The sequence below is a fragment of the Betaproteobacteria bacterium genome (assembly GCA_016720925.1).
Classification (GTDB): domain Bacteria; phylum Pseudomonadota; class Gammaproteobacteria; order Burkholderiales; family Usitatibacteraceae; genus UKL13-2.
This window is the reverse complement of record JADKJR010000004.1, coordinates 32,668-49,836: the sequence shown is the minus strand read 5'-3', so window position 1 is coordinate 49,836 and position 17,169 is coordinate 32,668. Positions and strand designations below refer to the sequence as shown.

The following is a 17,169-nucleotide window of genomic DNA, read 5'->3' as shown; positions in this document are numbered from 1 at the left end:
GAAGGAACGTCCGCAAAATTATACGCTGCAAAGTTGACCGGAGCCCTTGTGTGCCGGCCACTTGGTCATGCCAGGTTGATGTGTAACAGAACGTATCGGGCGCGGCGTATCGGCCCAGTGCAACCGCAAAATAACCTGATGAAGGGATTCCACTGGCTGCCCCAATTAGAGTAAATTGAACGCATGTCTACTCTTCGAATGATTCTTTTCGGGCTGGCGCTGGCATTGGCGGCAGCGCCTTTGCTCTGGTTTGATCTCGACCCGAAGGCAGGTGACAAGCTGCTGCAACTCATGAGCAAGAAAGCGTCTCCGTCGCAAACTCGCTGAGTGCGTTGGTGGCCAGGTGGTTGGCGTGACGCCGAGTTCACCCAACGGTGCATTGGGGCGCTCGCGCATTAATCCTTGCTGCGCCTTGAAACAACTTGAGGCGCGCGATTCTTCCAGTACGCATCGCCTGGATGCACGGCGGGGCAAATTGTTTGCACCTGCCGTACGGCGATTGATGCCCTACTCTTCCGTGCCCACAATCACCTGCTTAATGATCGCAAAACCGAAACCGCGAGATTGCAGGTAGCGTATCTGTTTCGCCTTCGCGCTGGCATCGGCGGGCGGCTCGCGGAACTTGCGTGTCCAGATTGCCCGCGCCTGCGCCAATTCGTTTTCCTTCAGATCGGGCACGACCTCGGCGATGGCTTCTTCCGTGGCGCCTTTGCTGCGCAGCGTCTGCGTGACGCGGCTCACGCCGTATTTGGCGGACAGACGGCGGGCCGCACCTTCCACGTAACGGGCTTCATTGAGAAAGCCCAGCGACACACACCAGTCGGCGGCGCCCTCCACTTCCATTTTCTCGAAACCTGCCGCAACCAACTTCGCGACAAACTCCGCGCGTGACGCATCGCGCCGCGAGAGAAATCCCAACGCGCGGGAAAGGAGTTCCTTGTTTTCCGGTTTGGCCGTTTCGATGATGTACTTTCTTGCCGGCCCGCTATGGGATTTGCCGGCTCATGAATGCTTTCGAAACAGCCGCCAGCCCAGGCTCTGGCAATGCATGCACACCATGCCGGTATGCCACCCTGTGCCATTGCATGCTGTGCAGGCTTGCCATGCATTGCCGGCGAGCACACTGGTCAGCACACCCGAACAAGGCTTGCCGTGGCTGATGCGTTCACAGGGTTGATCGATGGCGCTGAACGTAAAGGAAAACGCGGCGCAACGGGTACAGACCGCCGCCGGTCGTTGGCGCTGCGGATGAAGCATCGGTCGGTGGGCAAGGAAGTCCTGCGGATTGCGGAAAGAATGCGATGCGAGTGATGACGAGGTAGCGGATTGCATGAAGGTCTCCGGAGACGTGTTGCCCTGTCTAGCCGTCTTGTGCCGACCCTCACCTTTCGGGCGCGGCGACATAGGACGGAAATTAGCTTGGGGCAGTGTGATACAGAATAAAAAAGAGCCGCTGATTTCAAGTTACCTTGGTCCGGCGGCCCAACCATCAATTCTTTTGCTGTTACTTCGGCAACGAATACTGAAAATCGTAGAAGTGCTTCTTGTCGACAATGTCAATCTTGAATGAACCCGCGAGCCCTACCAGATCACCTGTAGCCGAATCCGGCACGACAGTAACGGACAACTGCGGCAAGCCGCGCGTCATGACGCCGTTGTGCTGCAACACAAACGACCCTTTGCGCCCGTTGAGTGATCCGTCGACCCGCTCAATGGCAACGTAACCGGCCGAGCCCTTGGTGTCCGTCATGGCGCTCAGCATTTCGCCTTTGCTGTTACCGATGAGATCACCGGAAAAGCGTTTGTCGATGGCCATGCGGCCAAGTTTTTCGTTCGCCGCGGCATCCGCCAGCGATTGCGCGGTCAGCGAGACTTCGAATGTGCCCTTCGCCTGAAAGCTCATCTGCGTAACTCCGGTTTTCCTGGTTTCTTCAAGCTGTTGCGCATGGGCCACGCCCAAAGCGAGCGCTGTCATGGCAAAACAGATCGTGATTCGAACGGCACTATTCATGACGCTTCACTCAATCAGGAGGGTGGCAAGACAGACACGCGCGCGAACGCTATGCGAACTCTGCGCGTGCGCCGCGACGAAGCCGCGCACGCGGGAGGATGATTACTCTTCGACTTCTTCGCTCTCGTCACTGCCGCCGCCGGGGGTGCCGCTCACGCCGACAGCTGCGCGAATCCGGGCTTCAATTTCCTTGGCCATAGCGGGATTTTCTTTCAGAAACTTGCGGGTGTTGTCCTTGCCCTGGCCGATTTTTTCGCCTTTGTAGGCATACCACGCGCCGGATTTATCGACGATCTTGTGGATCACGCCGAGCTCGATAATTTCACCTTCGCGTGAAATGCCTTCGCCATACAGGATGTCGAATTCGGCGATGCGGAACGGCGGCGCGACTTTGTTCTTGACAACTTTCACGCGGGTCTCAGAACCGATCACCTCTTCGCCGTTCTTGATCGCGCCAATGCGGCGGATATCGATACGCACCGAAGCATAGAACTTGAGCGCATTGCCACCGGTGGTGGTTTCGGGGCTGCCAAACATGACGCCGATTTTCATGCGGATCTGGTTGATGAATATGACCAGCGTGTTGGAGCGTTTGATATTGGCAGTGAGCTTGCGCAGCGCTTGCGACATCAGGCGCGCCTGCAGGCCGGGCAACTGGTCACCCATCTCGCCTTCGATTTCGGCGCGCGGCGTGAGCGCCGCGACAGAGTCAATGACCACGATATCGACCGAGCCGGAACGCACCAGCATGTCAGCGATTTCCAGGGCTTGTTCGCCGTTATCCGGTTGCGAGATCAGGAGGTCATTGATGTTCACGCCCAGCTTGGCGGCATATTGTGGGTCGAGCGCATGTTCGGCATCGATAAAGGCAGCCGTGCCACCGGTCTTCTGCATCTCGGCGATGACTTGCAGCGTGAGCGTGGTCTTGCCGGACGATTCCGGCCCGTAAATTTCGCACACGCGACCGCGCGGCAGGCCGCCGATGCCCAACGCGATATCCAGGCCCAGCGAGCCGGTCGATACCGGAATGATGTCGGGGATGACATTGCCGTCGCCCATTTTCATGATCGAACCCTTGCCAAACTGCTTCTCGATTTGTGAAAGCGCGGCCTGCAGGGCTTTGGATTTGTTTTCGTCCATAAAGGATTCTTTCATCATGTTCATGGTTTGCTCCCGGTGGTTGGAAATTCGATGGAGGTGGACTCGAATGACTGTAAATGAATACAGCCTGTATTTCCGTACAGTACCGAAAAGCTAAACCGATTGCAAGTTTTTTTTGGGGGGGTGTGCGACGTTGCGTGATTGCTGGGTGCAACCTGCCGAACGGCGGGTCAACTGAGATTATGCAGCAACTTGCTTAGCGCATGAACGACCGTCTGGTTTCTGACGGCGGTCCGGTCGCCTGAAAAATGGCAAACCTCTGTAATGACAGGCTTTTTTGGGAATTTCCAGGCAAACCAGACCGTGCCGACCGGCTTGTCGGCCATGCCGCCCTCGGGACCGGCAATGCCGGTGACCGCCACGGCAACCTGCGCGCGGGAACGGGAAATGGCGCCATCCGCCATTTCGCGCGCCGTCTCCTGCGACACGGCGCCGTAGTCGACCAATATGTCACGGTGGACGCCCAGCATGGAGGTTTTGGCTTCATAGCTGTAGGTCACGAAGGCACAGTCGAACCACGCCGATGACCCGGGGATGCGGGTGACCGCCTCGGCAATGCCACCGCCAGTGCATGATTCCGCCGTGGTCAGCATCAGGCCGCGGCCTTTCAGCGCGGCGCCTAGCTGGGCGGCAAGCAATGTAATGTCTTTGTCGTTCATGAGTGTTGTGATCAGGCGCCGAAGTGGTGGTGGAGTAGTCCGGTGTGCAAATGTTCGAGTTGTTCGAGTGTTTTCAATTTCACATGCAAATTCGAATGGCGGTGCATGGCGGGAAGATTGGAAAGCGTTGGGAATTTGCGCAAGAACTTGAGATTGCTCGCCTGCCACTTGAGATCATACCCGCCAGTGGAGAAATGAATCAGCAACAGGTCCATGGGTACCGCGAGGCGATAGCCGGCAAAGTGCGCGCGATAGGTGAAATCGATATCGTACCCATGAAAGCCATCGAAGGTCGTCTCGTCATATCGCACCGCTTCCCACACCTCGCGATGCATGCCGATGAAGACGCCGTCGAGTGCGTGGATATGCTCCACCACCGGCGCCTGCATTCCTGCACAGAAATAAAGGTAGCCCTCCTGCCCTGGTGGCCGGTGGATGATCTGGCCATGCACATACGGCACGCCCGCGTGCCCCCAGTCGGCGTTCACCAGTTTGCTGGCCCCCGCGACACCGGCCAAGTCGCACGACGCGAGATGACGCAACAGCCGTTCACCGAAATCGGCGTGCACAATATCGATGTCGTCGTGGCAAAAGATCAGTATTTCTCCCGTGGCCCTGGCCGCGCCGCGGTTATAGGCTTCACAAAGCGATTTCGCGTCATGGATACCAATCAATTCAAATTGATGACGCATAAACTGCCCGCTGAGCTGGCGTTCGATGTTGGCGAAATACGCCGGACGGTTACTACAGACGATGGCGGAGACTTTGCACCGCTTCTCCACGAAAGCAATCGGCTCTTTCCATGCGGCAGCGATTCGTGGATTCGCGCGAGACCACGCCATGCAGGCACGCGCCATCTCGCGCTTGGCGAGTTCCCAATGCGGGCGGCATTTCATCAGCGGTTGCAGCAGCGCAAGCGCGTCGTCATGCCGCCCGGAATCGAGCGCGGCGCGGGATTGCTGTAACGCTGTTTCGCTTCCGGCAAAGCGATCCGGCCGGCCATTCGCCTCGATACGCTGTTCGCACCAAAGTTGCCACGTTTGCTGATACAGGTGCTCAAGATCGCGCGTGAAACTGACGGTATCCAATATCGGACTCGTCCGCATCCGCTGCCGCATCGATGCGCGCAATTCAACCAATCCGCCGATGTCGGCAGCCAGCCGGTTTGCGCGCGCGAGGAAATCCGTTTCGCCGGTCGCGATCAAGTCGGGCAAATTGAGCGTGGTGAGCAAACTGGCCGTTGAACGGGAACAGGACCGCTGCCCCGGAAGCGTCAACACCGGCACGCCTTGCCACAACGCATCAAGCGTCGTGGTTGCCCCAGAAAATGGAAATGGATCAAGCGCGATATCGACTTCGGCAAATGCGGCGCGGTAGTCTGCCACGCTCAGGCGCGCCAGGAACGTCACGCGCGAAGCGTCGCACGCAAGGCCCGCCAACACGCGGGCACGCGCCACGCCCTCGGGAATGCCGGCAACACGCATATGCACGTCAGGCAGAATTTCCAGCAGGCGGCGCCACAATTGGAGCGTGGCGTCGGTGAGCTTTTGCGCATTGTTGAATGAGCCAAACGTGATATGGCCGCGCCGCATCGCCGGCAGGTCCGACACGGGCGGCGCGGCATCGTCTGGCTGCCAGCACCACTGCGCATGCGGCAATCGCAGCAGCGCCTCGCAATGAAACGCTTCACTGCCCGGCGGATCGGCGATGGGATCAGTGATGCGATAGTCCATCGCTTGCAGACCCGTGGTGCAGAGGTAATCCAGCCACGTCATTTGCACGGGCGCGGGCTTGCGCGCAAACACGCCGAGGCGATTGTGGCCGGTGTGCCCGGCGATATCGATGAGGATATCGATGGCGTCTTCGTGAATCTGTGTGGCAACCTGCTGGTCATCGCGGCCGCGCATGATTCGTGCAGTGTCGGCAATGCCAAGGATTTTCAATTTTTCCGGATCCTGCGGATTATTGAAATAGCAGAACACGTCGAACTGCCGGCGATCGTGGCATGCGATAACCGGATCAAGGAACGCCGGCACCGCTGTATGGCAATCCGGCGAGACATAGCCCACGCGCAAGCGCCGCGCCGTCTCCGGTGAATTCACGAGCAACGGCGCATGCGTCGACACAGCTTCAAACCAGTTCGACCACTGGCGGTGTTGATCGAGAATTTGCGAGGGCGTCAGCAATGCATCGACCTTCAATGCGGCCAGGCGGTTGCTGAATACCTGCTGCATCATCGGGTTCAGCTCCAGCGCACGCTGATAGCATGCGAGCGCTTCCACGAGCCGGCCCTGATCCTTGAGAAAATTGCCGAGGTTGTTGAGCAGTTCCGCAGAACCAGGCTGGCGCACCCGCGCGCGCTCAAGCGCGGCAACGGCTTCATCAAGCCGGCCCAGCGCATGCAGCGCGTTGGCCATGTTGATCAGCGCGCTGGGCAATTCCGGTGACATCGACAACGCGGTTTCGAACGCGGCGACTGCCGCTGCGTGTTGCTGCTGAGCGGCCAGCGAATTGCCACGGTTTACGTGGGCGGCAGGTAACGAAGGATTGACCGAGATACTGCGATCAAACAATGCCAGCGCCGCCGCAAAGTGGCCCGTCTGATGCGCGACGACGCCGAGGCCGAGCAACGCCTGTGCATCGCGGGCATCGCATGCCAAGGCATCCCGCAATCGCCGCTCGGCTCCACGCAAATTCCCTGCCTGCAGGAGGGCCATGCCTTCGGCCGAGGCAGAGGTAGATTCAGCAGGAACGGGCGTCGCGCCAGCGGGCGTCTTTATCATGGCGCGTATGTTAACCCGCTCGACGATTCCGATCCGGATTGGCGCGAATTCGAGCGTTCCCGTCAAAAATGCGCTGGTTGGCTTTCAATGACAAGAAAGTGTGGCATTGGCGTCATGCGTACAGCAGTGTTCATACGACTTCTTCCATCAGTTCCGCCCGCAACCACAGCTCAACCCGTACGAATTCCGCCTCCAGCGCGGCGACCTGGGTCAGCGACATCGCCGGGGGCGTGGCCTTGCCCGCGACCTCGATCTCCCGGCACAGGCTACCCAGCCGGGTCGCGCCCACGTAAAGGCTGCTCGGCCGCAGCGTATGCGCCGCCCGGCTGACCGCCGCCACGTCGCCCGCATCCGCCGCCGCCCGTATCGCCTGCACCAGCGGCGGTGCGCTCTTCTGGTAAATCCCGATCAGACGCGCCAGCACCGCGTTGCCGCCCGCCTTGTCCAGCGCACGAATACTGTCCAGCACCCGCCGGTCCAGCCCCTCGACGACGTTCTCGTCGCCCATATTGGCTGCCGCCGTCGTGTTCGTTGCGGCGCCTGCTGTGCCGGTCGCAGCTGACGCCGCATTCGCCGATTGCGGCGCGAGATGGCTTCGGATCGCCGCCTCCAGCTGCTGCTGACCATAAGGCTTGGCGAGGTAGCCATCCATGCCGGCGGCAATACATTGCGCCTCGTCGCCCTCCATGGCGTGCGCGGTCAAGGCGATCACCCGCAAGCGCGGTGCGCCGCTGGCGGCCTCCCGCGCGCGCAGCGCCCGGGTGGCTTCGAAGCCATCCATCTCCGGCATCTGGCAGTCCATCAGCACCACGTCATAGGCATCCTGCGCCATCGCGGCGAGCGCCTCGCGCCCGTTCGCGGCGATCCGGCAGGTGCAGCCCAGCGCCGCCAGCATCTCGATGGCCACCGCCTGATTGACCAGGTTGTCTTCGGCGACCAGTACGTGCAGGGCACGCGGGCCGGGCACCGATGCTCCCGCAGTCGAGGTCGCGGTCGGCACCGAGGACGCCGTCAAGATTGCCGCCGGGCCGGATACGGATGCGTCAATGGCCGTGCAGGCGATCAGGCAGTCGCTCAACTGCGAACGGCTGACCGGCTTGGTCAGCCAGGTGCGCACGCGCAATGCATGCAGGGTCGGCGTGGGCACATCGAGGCCGACCGAGCTCAGCATCAGCAGCTCGACATCCTTGATCGCGGGGTCGCGACGGATGAGTCGCGCCAGTTCCAGTCCGTCCATGCCCGGCATGTGCATGTCGAGGATGGCAATGCGATAGGGGTCGCGGCCGGCAGCCCCGAGGAGGGCGCGCAGCGCTTCCTGCCCGCCGGCGACGCTGTCGGCGCGCAGGCCCAGTCCGGCGAGCTGGCTGCAGAGGATTTCCCGGTTGGTGGCATTGTCGTCGACCACCAGCACCCGCAGGTGATGCAGCGAGGCCGGCCGCGGCGGGGCATAGGGGACGGCGTCCTGTTGCGTGGCAAACGGCACGGTGAACCAGAACGTGGCGCCGTGGCCGAGTTCGCTGGTGACGCCGATTTCGCCGCCGAACAACCCGACCAGCTCCTTGCTGATGGCGAGCCCCAGGCCGGTGCCGCCGTATTTGCGCGTGGTGCTGTTGTCGGCCTGGGAAAAGGCGCTGAACAGCCGTGCCTGGGTGTCGGCATCGATGCCGATGCCGGTGTCGCTGACCTGGAAGCGCAGTACCACGCGCTCGCCCTCGTGCGGCGCCATGGCCGATGCGCACCGCGACTTCTCCCTGCTCGGTGAACTTGATGGCGTTGGTGATGAGGTTGGTGAGGATCTGCCGCAGCCGCCCGCAATCGCCCCGCAGCGCCGGCGGCACGGTTTCGTCCACGTGCAGGATCAGTTCGATCCCCTTGGCCTGGGCCGGCTCGGCGAACAGGCCGACCAGTTCGTCGAGGGTGCGGCGCAGGTCGAAGTCGACATGCTCCAGTTCGAGCTTGCCGGCTTCGATCTTGGAGAAGTCGAGGATGTCGTTGATGATCTTGAGCAGGGCGGTGCCGGACTGGCGCGCGGTGTCGGCGAGGCGCCGCTGGCGTTCGCTCAGTTCGGTGCCGAGCAGCAGCTCGGTCATGCCCAGCACGCCGTTCATCGGCGTGCGGATCTCGTGGCTCATGTTGGCGAGGAACTGGGATTTGGCGCGGTTCGCCGCTTCGGCGGCTTCCTTGGCCTGCAAATACTCCGCCGTACGCGTCTCGACCTTGTGCTCAAGCTCGAGGCGGTTTTCCTGCAGCGCCTGGTCCCGCGCCGTGATTTCGCCTAGCATTTCATTGAATCGATCGACCAGTTCGCCGAGTTCATCGTTGCTGTGCTTGATGACGCGCTGGTTGTAGGTCCTGTCTGACGACAACGCGCGTGCCGATGCCGCGAGTTGCTCAATGGGCATCGTGATTGCGCGTTGCAATCTTGAGGTAAGGACGATGGCGACGCCAAACGCAAGCAGCATGCCGAGGGCCGCCATGGCCAGGCTATCAAGCATACGCCCCCACATTCCGGAGAGATCCGCGCGGATGCCGATGCGGCCGATCGTCTCGTTATCGTATTGAATCGGGCGCGAAACGGTGAGTTCGGAGAGTGACTGCCAATCATCGGCGGTCGATTCACTTGGTGGCGGCGCATTCGCGCCAGCCGGTCCGGCGCCGCGCGACGCGAATGCCGCAACCACGGCGCCGTCAGGACGCTGAATCCAGGCAGCGGTGATTTCCTTGCGCGTATGCAGCGCCGAGAGGTTTTTTTCTGCGGCACGCGAGTCATCGAAGAATATCGCCGCCGCGCAGTTGTTGCCGATCAATTCCGCAAAACTTTCGAGTTGCGTGCCGGCCGCTTTGCGTTGCGTGCGGATCTCGTTGACCGCGAACAAGGCGAAACTCACCAGCAACCCGACGCCGACCGCGGCCATGGTGATGGCCGTGAGCTTGCGCGTAATGGGCAGGTCGCGAAAACGCATTTTCAGTTCCTGCCCTTGCCGCCGCTCACCGAGCGTGCAAGGCTGAGCAACTGCGAGCTGACTTTCAGGTTGACGCGATTGGCCGGCGCAAGATTGATGTCGAACTGGATCCGGCTGTCCGCCACCACCAATCCGATCATTCCGCCGGCATCGGTAAAGCCCTCGATATCGCTAACCGTCAGCACCGGATGCTGCTGCACGGCCTTGAGAAATACCGGTGCCCGACGTTCCTCGGACTCGGACACGAACAACATGTGGCAACCCGAGATCGTCTCGGGCGATACGCCCAGGCGAATGCGCAGGCGTTGTCCCTGCACGAGCTTGCCCTCGATGGCCGCCAGCGCGGAACCGAAAGGATCCTTGCCCGCGACACAGAGCACAAAGCCACCCTCTTGCGATGCCGCGATCGCGGGGTTGCTACTGCCCCAATCGGTGAACTTGGCGAAGTTATAAAGGAAGGCCGCCTTGATCTGGTACTCGGTAGGCTTGTCCGGCTGGGCGCGGACGACCGTAGTCAGCGCTAGCGCCAGCAGCAGGGCCCCAAGCAGAAGGCGAATGGCGTATCTCGACACGGTCAGATTTCCCGATGGCTTAGTGACTTAGAACTGCCATTTCGCATTCAGTTGGGCACTTCGCTGAACCTGAAGCTGTATCGACGCCAAATTGTCGCTTTTGAACTGCGGGAGTTGCTTGTGCAGAAGATTCTGCCCGGTCACTGCCAGTTCCAGGTCCTTGCGCGGCCGCCACGCATAGCGAATATCCAGATCCCAGCGGCCCGGAATATTGGCATACGTAAGGCTGCTGACATAGTGGAGCCACAAATCAAGTCGCTGGCGCTCCGCCACATCGAACTGCGAGCGCAACGAAAACTGATGGCGCGGGCTGTTCCCGGCAATTCTTTCGCCGTCGGAATCGCGCACCGGGTCACCCGTCACGGGCGCTGTCATGCGAAACCACGCATAGCTGGGCTGCAAGCGCCACCATGAGTATGGACGCCAGTCGAGCGCGAGTTCGATGCCACGGGTCTCAGCCGACGCGAGGTTGTCGACCGCGATAGTCGTGACCAGGTATGGCGCAGGCGCGAACTCAAGCCCTGTCGAGACAATGCTCGCGGATCGCAAGCGGCGATAGCGGTTGGCAAACAGGGCGGCGTCAAGCGATAGCCGTGTGCCTAGTTGCGCGCGGTAGCCAAACTCGAGTGAGTCGACATGCTCGGACACCAGCCCCTGCGCCACGTTGGGTACCGAACGGAGCAACATCGGAAACGGCGTCGGGTTTTGCGGCGACAAGGGTGGCGTCACGCTGAGCTGCACAATCGCGTCCGTTTCGCCTCGCGACGGCGTCCGGGTTGCGCGCGAAGCGGCTGTCCAGAGACTGTGCATCGCATCAGGCCGCCAGAACACGCGCACGTTAGCCTGCGGTTCGCTGCCGGAAAAGTTGTTGTGCTCGAACCTCGCGCCGACGGTCAGCCGCAATTTATCCGGGACAATCGTGATCTCATCCTGCACGTAGACACTGGCGAGCCTGAAGGTGCGGCTTGGCACGGCAAAATTGATATAACCGCCGCCCGTCAGGCTGTCACGCGAGTTCCGGACATTCAGGCCCCAGATGATGTCATTGCGTTCGCCCGCATGAAGCCGGTGCTGAAAATCGAAATCGATGGTATTGCGGCGCTCGCCCACGGATCCATCGATATCAAGTTCGGAATGATCAACGAAGGCCTGGAATGTGATCGCGGAACCCTCTTCGAGATTGCGCTCATAGCGCCCAAGAAGATTGGATCCGGAGTTGAATTGGCGAACGGCTTTGTTAAGGCTGTACGGTGCCGTCAAGACCGGCGTGGCCCAGGTATCCCCGCCGCGGCTTTTGCGCGATTCACCTGAAAAGGTGAGGCGCGAGTCATCGCGCAGGCGGCTGTCGATGCGAAATCCGGCGAGGTCCGAGCCCGAGCTATCGTTGGCACGCTCACCGTTCATGTCGACCATCGATGAGCGGTCCACTGCCTTCGCGTAAATCCGGAAGCGCGTCTCATCGCCCATCATGCCACCGTAGCGCGCGGTCAATGCGGCGCGCTCCAACGTGCCGACGCCAGCCGATACCATCGCGCCCTGCGTGTCCTTTGCCTTTTTGGTAATGATGTTGATCACGCCATTGACCGCATTGGCGCCCCACAATGCCGCCCCGGGCCCGCGAATTACCTCGATGCTATCGATATCCTCAAGGTTCATGTCCTGCTCTTCCCACAGGACACCGGAGAACAGCGGCGAATAAATGCTGCGACCGTCCCGCAGCACCAGCAATTTGTTGGCGAAACGCCCGTCGAAACCGCGCACCGTCACTGCCCAGCGATTGCTTGCGAGCCGCCCGACCTGCACGCCAGGCACCATCTGCAAAATCTCCGGTATGGAGGATGCACCGGACCGGCGAATATCGTCGCCGGTGATGACGAACACGGCGGCAGCGGTGTCCGACAGCCGCTGCGCTTTGCGCGATGCCGAAGTTACCTCGATATTCATGAGGTCCTCGAGACTGAGATCCGCGACGTTTCTGGCGGATTCGGCATACGCAGCCAAGCTACCGCACGTCAGTGCTAAACCAATGGAAGCCCTCCACAGACACACGAGGTAATGCGGGAGTATTGAATTGGACATGGTTGCCTGTTCCCTTCGGCGGAGCGTTTTTTAAACTGGCGCGATTGTTGTCGTCGATTGAGCCAAGTAACGGCATTTGACGTGGATTCTTTAGTGTCGCAGTGGTTTTATTGCATGCGTAGCCAGTGCTGCGGGCCGGATAGCCGTACGCAAATCGTAGCGTGCGAACGGGGTTCGCCGTCCAGGGAACAGGACTGGAATTACCCCCTATTTCCCTTTGCCGGCGCCGGTGCGCTGAGTCCGTGGAATGACGCGCGGCGCCCCGGCTATGCAGACTGCGGACACCGGCCGAACGAGCAACTACCTGTATTTGCAATGTTTCACGAACAGTTTTCGCCGGCATGCTTGCCAGTGTTTGCGGGTTTCCGTTTCGCTATCGGCCCGCTCGGGGGCGATGGGGCAAGATCAGGCGCAGTATCGCGGTGGCGTTTGCCGAACGCGGTCACGCTGCCGGATCAACTGGTTCCGGTTGCCGGTACGGCCGGCTGCACGCGATGCCAATAGGTGTACGCCGGCGAAAAACCGAATTTGCGGTAAACCGCGATGGCCGCTTCATTTGCCTGATCAACCTGCAGAAAAGCAGTGGAAGCGCCCTGCTCCAGCCCCCATGCCAGCAGATACGCAACCAGAATTGTCGCGTAACCTTTGTCGCGCGCCTTGCTCGCGGTACGCATGTTGAAAATGCCGAGGTGGCCGGCTTCCAGTCTGGCCATGCCCGTGGACGCGATGCCGTGGCTGGTTTTCAAGGAAAGAAAAACCTGTGGCCCTTTCCACAGTGCCTGTCGCTTCAGATCTTGCGTGTGCAGCGCGGCGCTCACAGCCTTCATGCGATGAATGTCATCAAGTCCTTCATCTTCGCTGCGCTCAAGCAGCTTCGCGCTCTCGGGCAGGTGATAGTCGCCCGGCGGAATCCCCCGCGAGAGATCCTTGGTCATTACCCAGGTTTCGACTTCCCGCGAGTAGCCTCGCTTGGCTAACAATCCATCCAGCTCAGGAGGCGCCAGCGCTTCCGTCAGACGAAACATTGCCGGCTGCCCGTAAGTGCGGTACCACTCCTCGGTACGGTTAATTTTCTCCTCAAGCGGCAGCGTCGACGGCTGCATCGCCGTCGCGCTGTTGGCGCGGCGAGTGTCGGTCGCGGACGCGCGCAATAGCCAGCCATCGTAGAGTGCCTGATGGATCGCGGGAGACGTGTTAAGGGTAAGTTCTTCGAGGCGGCGAGTTAAGACAGCGAGGGCAGCGAGATCAGACATTGCGCAATTCTAATGGCAGGCGACAGGTACCGATTTGATTGAGATCAACCAATGAAACTCCAGTACTGAAGCGGCTCCCGGCTGTTTTTTGCCCTGCAAGGCGCGCCAGTGCTGGGGTTTTGATTTCAAACCCGATGTTTCCGCACGACTCACCTATAGCCGCTTGCCGCTCGCCGAATCGAAGAAATAGTATCTTTCCGGCATCGGCGTGACGGTCAATCGCGCGCCATTGTCATGCTTGATGTACCCATCGGCACGCACCACCACCATGTGCGCGCCCATTTTGCCGTGTATCAGCGAATCCGATCCCAGTGCTTCGGCGCTCTCGACAACCAGTCCCATGCCGTTGGGCCCAAGTTCCAGATGTTCGGGACGAATACCGAACGTGACGGCATCGCCGCTTTTCACTTTATCCTTCACGCGCGCGGGCAGGGGCACACCCAAGCCATCGCCCATTTCGAGCATTCCGCCATTGACCTTACCCGCCAGGAAATTCATCGCCGGAGAACCGATAAATCCCGCGACAAAGATTGACGCGGGGTTGTCGTAAACCTCCATCGGCGCGCCGATCTGCTCGACCAGTCCCGCATTCATCACGATCATGCGGTGCGCGAGGGTCATCGCCTCCACCTGATCGTGGGTGACAAAAATGCTGGTGGTTTTCAATTCACGCGAGAGCTTCTGGATTTCCAGCCGCATCTGCACCCGCAACTTGGCGTCGAGATTCGACAACGGCTCATCGAACAGAAACAGCTTCGGCTGGCGCACTATGGCGCGGCCCATCGCCACGCGCTGCCGCTGGCCGCCGGAAAGCTCACGCGGCTTGCGCTGCAGCAACTCACCCAGTTCCAAAATTTTCGCCGCCTTCTGCACGCGCGCTTCGATATCGTCCTTCGACAGCTTGCGAATCTTCAATCCGTACGCCATGTTTTCGTACACCGACATGTGCGGATACAGCGCGTAATTCTGGAACACCATCGCGATGTCGCGGTCCTTCGGTTCCAGATTGTTGACCAGCTTGCCGCCGATCCATACCTCGCCCGCCGTGATGATCTCCAGCCCGGCGATCATCCGCAGCAACGTGGATTTCCCGCAACCGGAAGGCCCGACGATGACGATGAATTCGCCATCGGCGATTTCGGCATCAACCCCGTGGACCACGGCCAGCTTGCCGTAGGATTTCTTGACGTCTTTGAGAGTGATGTTTGCCATGGACAATCTAAGTCAAATTAGGCCAAGCCGCTGCATCGGCTTGGCGTTCGCCGGGCGTGGCGCATGCGCCACGAATTCCCCGCCTCACCCCCGGACTAAATCCAGGGCGACAGCAGTGATGGGTTAATCGGGTCCCCATGAGAGTCGCCGAGCAGCAGAGCAAACGCGGGGGAAGTCCGCGAGGACTGTCTGAGGGTGAGCGCAAACAAAACCCCTTGCGAGATACCCATTCGAGCCCGAGTTCCGCAGCGGCCCGCGTTTGTGAGCAGCGCAGGGAACCCGAAGGGCGACGAACCTGGGGTCGCCTTTCTTTGGTTACTTTCTTTGGCGAAGCAAAGAAAGTGAGTTGCCGCCGGGCAACCCCCGGCAAATCAATAGGGCGATAGGAAACCGATTCCAAATCCGAAGCCTCCAAAGAACAACACGAACAAAGCAACATTGAATGCGTGACGTCTGCTTGATCTGCCAATACGCACGACAAAATAGCTCGCGCACGCCAAGATCAATGTGCATATCGCACCACTCAGAAAATACTTCCCCATTCGCGCAAGGGCACCTAAATAGAGGCCACCACCCGCCAGAAATGGCACCATGCCGGGACGTCCGATTAGGCGATCACAAAGGCAAAGAAGCTTATTCCAAACCCCCTTCCCCATATCCACTTGTCGCGGATTAACCATCACTATTTTTCCGTCTCCACCAACCCCTTAACAAACCACCTCTGCATCAAAATCACCACCATCGCCGGCGGAATCATCGCCAATATCGCCGTCGCCATCACCAGATTCCATTCCGTCGCCGCATCCCCGCCGGCGATCATGCGCTTGATGCCGATCACCGTCGTGTACATCGATTCCTGCGTGGTGATAAGCAGCGGCCACAGATACTGGTTCCAGCCGTAAATGAACTGGATCACGAACAACGCGGCGATGGATGTCTTCGACAGTGGCAGCACTACGTCGAAGAAGAAACGCATCGGCCCGGCGCCATCCATGCGCGCCGCTTCGGCAAGCTCATCGGGAATGGTGAGAAAAAACTGGCGGAAAAGAAATGTCGCGGTCGCGGAGGCGATCAAAGGCAATGTCAGCCCGACGTAGGAATCGAGGATGCCGAGGTCCGACACGACTTTATAGGTCGGCAGGATACGCACTTCCACGGGCAACATCAGCGTGACGAAAATCATCCAGAAGAAAAAATTCCTGAGTGGGAAGCGGAAGAAGATGATGGCGAAGGCCGAGATGATGGAGATGGCAATTTTGCCGAAGGCAATGACCAGCGCCATGATGAGCGAATTGATCATCATCTGCCCGACCGGCGCCGACGATCCACGGGTGGAACCGCCAGTCAGCACCTGCGAATAATTGGCCCAGAACTGGTCGCCTGGCACGAGTGGCATCGGTACTTTCAGCACCTGCTCCAGCGTCAGCGTCGAGGCGACAAAGGTCACGTAGAGCGGAAAAACGACGATCAGCACGCCGAGCGTGAGCACCGCGTAGTAAAACACCTTCATCCATGGACGGTTCTCGACCATCTAGTACTGCACTTTCTTTTCGATGAAGCGAAACTGGATCACCGACAACGTGATCACGATGATCATCAACACGACGGACTGTGCCGCGGAGCCACCCAGATCACCGCTCTTGAAGCCGTCGTTGTAGACCTTGTAGACGAGGATCTGTGTCGCCGTGGATGGGCCGCCCTGGGTCGTCGCGTCGATCACACCGAACGTATCGAAGAACGCATAGACGATGTTGACCACCAGCAGGAAAAAAGTGGTGGGCGACAAGAGCGGAAATACGATCGTCCAGAATCGGCGGAACGGCGAGGCGCCATCAATGGCCGCGGCTTCCATCAGCGATTTGGGAATCGACTGCAGGCCCGCGAGAAAAAACAGGAAGTTGTAGCTGATCTGCTTCCAGACAGACGCGATCACCACCAGGATCATGGCGTGGTCGCTATCGAGCACGTAATTCCAGGGAACGCCGTTCTGTTTCAGGACATAGGCAATGATGCCGATCGAAGGCGCAAACAGGAAGGCCCACAGCACACCGGCAATGGCGGGCGCCACCGCATAGGGCCAGATCAGCAGCGTCCTGAAAATGAACGAGCCACGCACGATTCTATCTGCTGCCACCGCCAACATCAGCGAAATCGACAACCCGAGCGAAGCTACCAGCAGGCTGAACACCGCCGTGACCTTGAATGAGGCGAGGTACCGCTCATCACTGAAAAGCGCCTTGAAATTCTCGAACCAGACAAATTCAGTTTGGAGTCCGAACGCATCCTGCAACTGCATCGACTGATAGACGGCTTGAAATGCCGGCCAGAAAAAGAATATGACCGTGACGGCGATCTGCGGGGCGACCAGCACATAGGGCAACCATGCGGAGCGGAAGACGACGCGTTTTTCCATCTGACTCAGTGACGGGTGAGGCGTGGCAGGATTAGCGAAACGGGTAACAGGTGCATGCTTTTC

The 17,169-nt window shown here is 59.8% G+C and carries 14 protein-coding genes and 3 pseudogenes; 1 reads left to right on the top strand and 16 read right to left on the bottom strand.

Annotation, left to right across the window (positions count from 1 at the left end; all coding sequences use genetic code 11):
* Positions 1-183: 183 nt before the first annotated feature.
* Complete coding sequence (locus IPP88_06515; GenBank protein ID MBL0122384.1) at positions 184-327, top strand: hypothetical protein; 144 nt, start codon at positions 184-186, stop codon at positions 325-327.
* Positions 328-507: 180 nt separating this feature from the next.
* On the opposite strand, the gene IPP88_06510 is transcribed toward IPP88_06515, so the two are convergent.
* The 16 genes and pseudogenes from IPP88_06510 to ugpA all read right to left on the bottom strand — a co-directional run bounded on the left by IPP88_06510 (position 508) and on the right by ugpA (position 17,106).
* Entirely contained in the window at positions 508-918 is a 411-nt protein-coding gene (locus tag IPP88_06510) for a regulatory protein RecX (protein ID MBL0122383.1), read from the bottom strand.
* A gap of 84 nt (positions 919-1,002) precedes the next feature.
* A complete protein-coding gene (locus IPP88_06505) occupies positions 1,003-1,332 on the bottom strand; it encodes a hypothetical protein (protein MBL0122382.1) in 330 nt (109 codons plus the stop codon).
* A 172-nt stretch (positions 1,333-1,504) separates the two neighbouring features.
* Positions 1,505-1,903, bottom strand: coding sequence for a DUF3224 domain-containing protein (locus IPP88_06500; protein MBL0122381.1), 399 nt, complete (start codon positions 1,901-1,903; stop codon positions 1,505-1,507).
* A gap of 210 nt (positions 1,904-2,113) precedes the next feature.
* Positions 2,114-3,151, bottom strand: coding sequence for a recombinase RecA (recA, locus tag IPP88_06495; protein ID MBL0122380.1), 1,038 nt, complete (start codon positions 3,149-3,151; stop codon positions 2,114-2,116).
* 191 nt (positions 3,152-3,342) lie between these two features.
* Entirely contained in the window at positions 3,343-3,831 is a 489-nt protein-coding gene (locus IPP88_06490) for a CinA family protein (GenBank protein ID MBL0122379.1), read from the bottom strand.
* Positions 3,832-3,842: 11 nt separating this feature from the next.
* Positions 3,843-6,614: a tetratricopeptide repeat protein gene (locus IPP88_06485; protein ID MBL0122378.1), complete on the bottom strand. Its 2,772-nt coding sequence runs from the start codon at positions 6,612-6,614 to the stop codon at positions 3,843-3,845.
* A gap of 130 nt (positions 6,615-6,744) precedes the next feature.
* The gene (locus IPP88_06480) at positions 6,745-8,340 is read right to left on the bottom strand and encodes a response regulator (GenBank protein ID MBL0122377.1); all 1,596 of its coding nucleotides are present in this window, start codon (positions 8,338-8,340) and stop codon (positions 6,745-6,747) included.
* 232 nt (positions 8,341-8,572) lie between these two features.
* A pseudogene (locus tag IPP88_06475) lies at positions 8,573-8,896 on the bottom strand (hybrid sensor histidine kinase/response regulator).
* A pseudogene (locus IPP88_06470) lies at positions 8,882-9,121 on the bottom strand (HAMP domain-containing protein). The pseudogenes IPP88_06475 and IPP88_06470 overlap by 15 nt, the downstream one beginning before the upstream one ends.
* 21 nt (positions 9,122-9,142) lie before the next feature.
* A pseudogene (locus IPP88_06465) lies at positions 9,143-9,577 on the bottom strand (hypothetical protein).
* Between the two features lie 2 nt (positions 9,578-9,579).
* Positions 9,580-10,149: a YfiR family protein gene (locus IPP88_06460; protein MBL0122376.1), complete on the bottom strand. Its 570-nt coding sequence runs from the start codon at positions 10,147-10,149 to the stop codon at positions 9,580-9,582.
* A 27-nt stretch (positions 10,150-10,176) separates the two neighbouring features.
* Positions 10,177-12,093, bottom strand: a complete 1,917-nt coding sequence (locus tag IPP88_06455) for a TonB-dependent receptor (protein MBL0122375.1) — start codon at positions 12,091-12,093, stop codon at positions 10,177-10,179.
* A 590-nt stretch (positions 12,094-12,683) separates the two neighbouring features.
* Positions 12,684-13,481 carry a GNAT family N-acetyltransferase gene (locus IPP88_06450; protein ID MBL0122374.1) on the bottom strand — a complete coding sequence of 266 codons (798 nt, stop codon included), beginning with the start codon at positions 13,479-13,481 and terminating at the stop codon, positions 12,684-12,686.
* A 153-nt stretch (positions 13,482-13,634) separates the two neighbouring features.
* Positions 13,635-14,693 carry a sn-glycerol-3-phosphate import ATP-binding protein UgpC gene (locus IPP88_06445; GenBank protein ID MBL0122373.1) on the bottom strand — a complete coding sequence of 353 codons (1,059 nt, stop codon included), beginning with the start codon at positions 14,691-14,693 and terminating at the stop codon, positions 13,635-13,637.
* A gap of 682 nt (positions 14,694-15,375) precedes the next feature.
* On the bottom strand, positions 15,376-16,224 hold the full coding sequence (gene ugpE, locus IPP88_06440; GenBank protein MBL0122372.1) for a sn-glycerol-3-phosphate ABC transporter permease UgpE: 849 nt from the start codon (positions 16,222-16,224) through the stop codon (positions 15,376-15,378).
* Complete coding sequence (ugpA, locus tag IPP88_06435; GenBank protein MBL0122371.1) at positions 16,225-17,106, bottom strand: sn-glycerol-3-phosphate ABC transporter permease UgpA; 882 nt, start codon at positions 17,104-17,106, stop codon at positions 16,225-16,227.
* Between the last annotated feature and the right edge of the window lie 63 nt (positions 17,107-17,169).

Excerpts from the sequence above, each read along its gene's own strand:
- IPP88_06515 (MBL0122384.1), top strand. The coding sequence starts at position 184 with ATGTCTACTCTTCGAATGATTCTTTTCGGGCTGGCGCTGGCATTGGCG.
- IPP88_06505 (MBL0122382.1), bottom strand. The coding sequence starts at position 1,332 with ATGCAATCCGCTACCTCGTCATCACTCGCATCGCATTCTTTCCGCAAT.
- IPP88_06500 (MBL0122381.1), bottom strand. The coding sequence starts at position 1,903 with ATGAGCTTTCAGGCGAAGGGCACATTCGAAGTCTCGCTGACCGCGCAA.
- recA (MBL0122380.1), bottom strand. The coding sequence starts at position 3,151 with ATGGACGAAAACAAATCCAAAGCCCTGCAGGCCGCGCTTTCACAAATC.
- IPP88_06490 (MBL0122379.1), bottom strand. The coding sequence starts at position 3,831 with ATGAACGACAAAGACATTACATTGCTTGCCGCCCAGCTAGGCGCCGCG.
- IPP88_06485 (MBL0122378.1), bottom strand. The coding sequence starts at position 6,614 with ATGATAAAGACGCCCGCTGGCGCGACGCCCGTTCCTGCTGAATCTACC.
- IPP88_06480 (MBL0122377.1), bottom strand. The coding sequence starts at position 8,340 with ATGGCGCCGCACGAGGGCGAGCGCGTGGTACTGCGCTTCCAGGTCAGC.
- IPP88_06455 (MBL0122375.1), bottom strand. The coding sequence starts at position 12,093 with ATGAATATCGAGGTAACTTCGGCATCGCGCAAAGCGCAGCGGCTGTCG.
- IPP88_06450 (MBL0122374.1), bottom strand. The coding sequence starts at position 13,481 with ATGTCTGATCTCGCTGCCCTCGCTGTCTTAACTCGCCGCCTCGAAGAA.
- IPP88_06445 (MBL0122373.1), bottom strand. The coding sequence starts at position 14,693 with ATGGCAAACATCACTCTCAAAGACGTCAAGAAATCCTACGGCAAGCTG.
- ugpE (MBL0122372.1), bottom strand. The coding sequence starts at position 16,224 with ATGGTCGAGAACCGTCCATGGATGAAGGTGTTTTACTACGCGGTGCTC.
- ugpA (MBL0122371.1), bottom strand. The coding sequence starts at position 17,106 with ATGGAAAAACGCGTCGTCTTCCGCTCCGCATGGTTGCCCTATGTGCTG.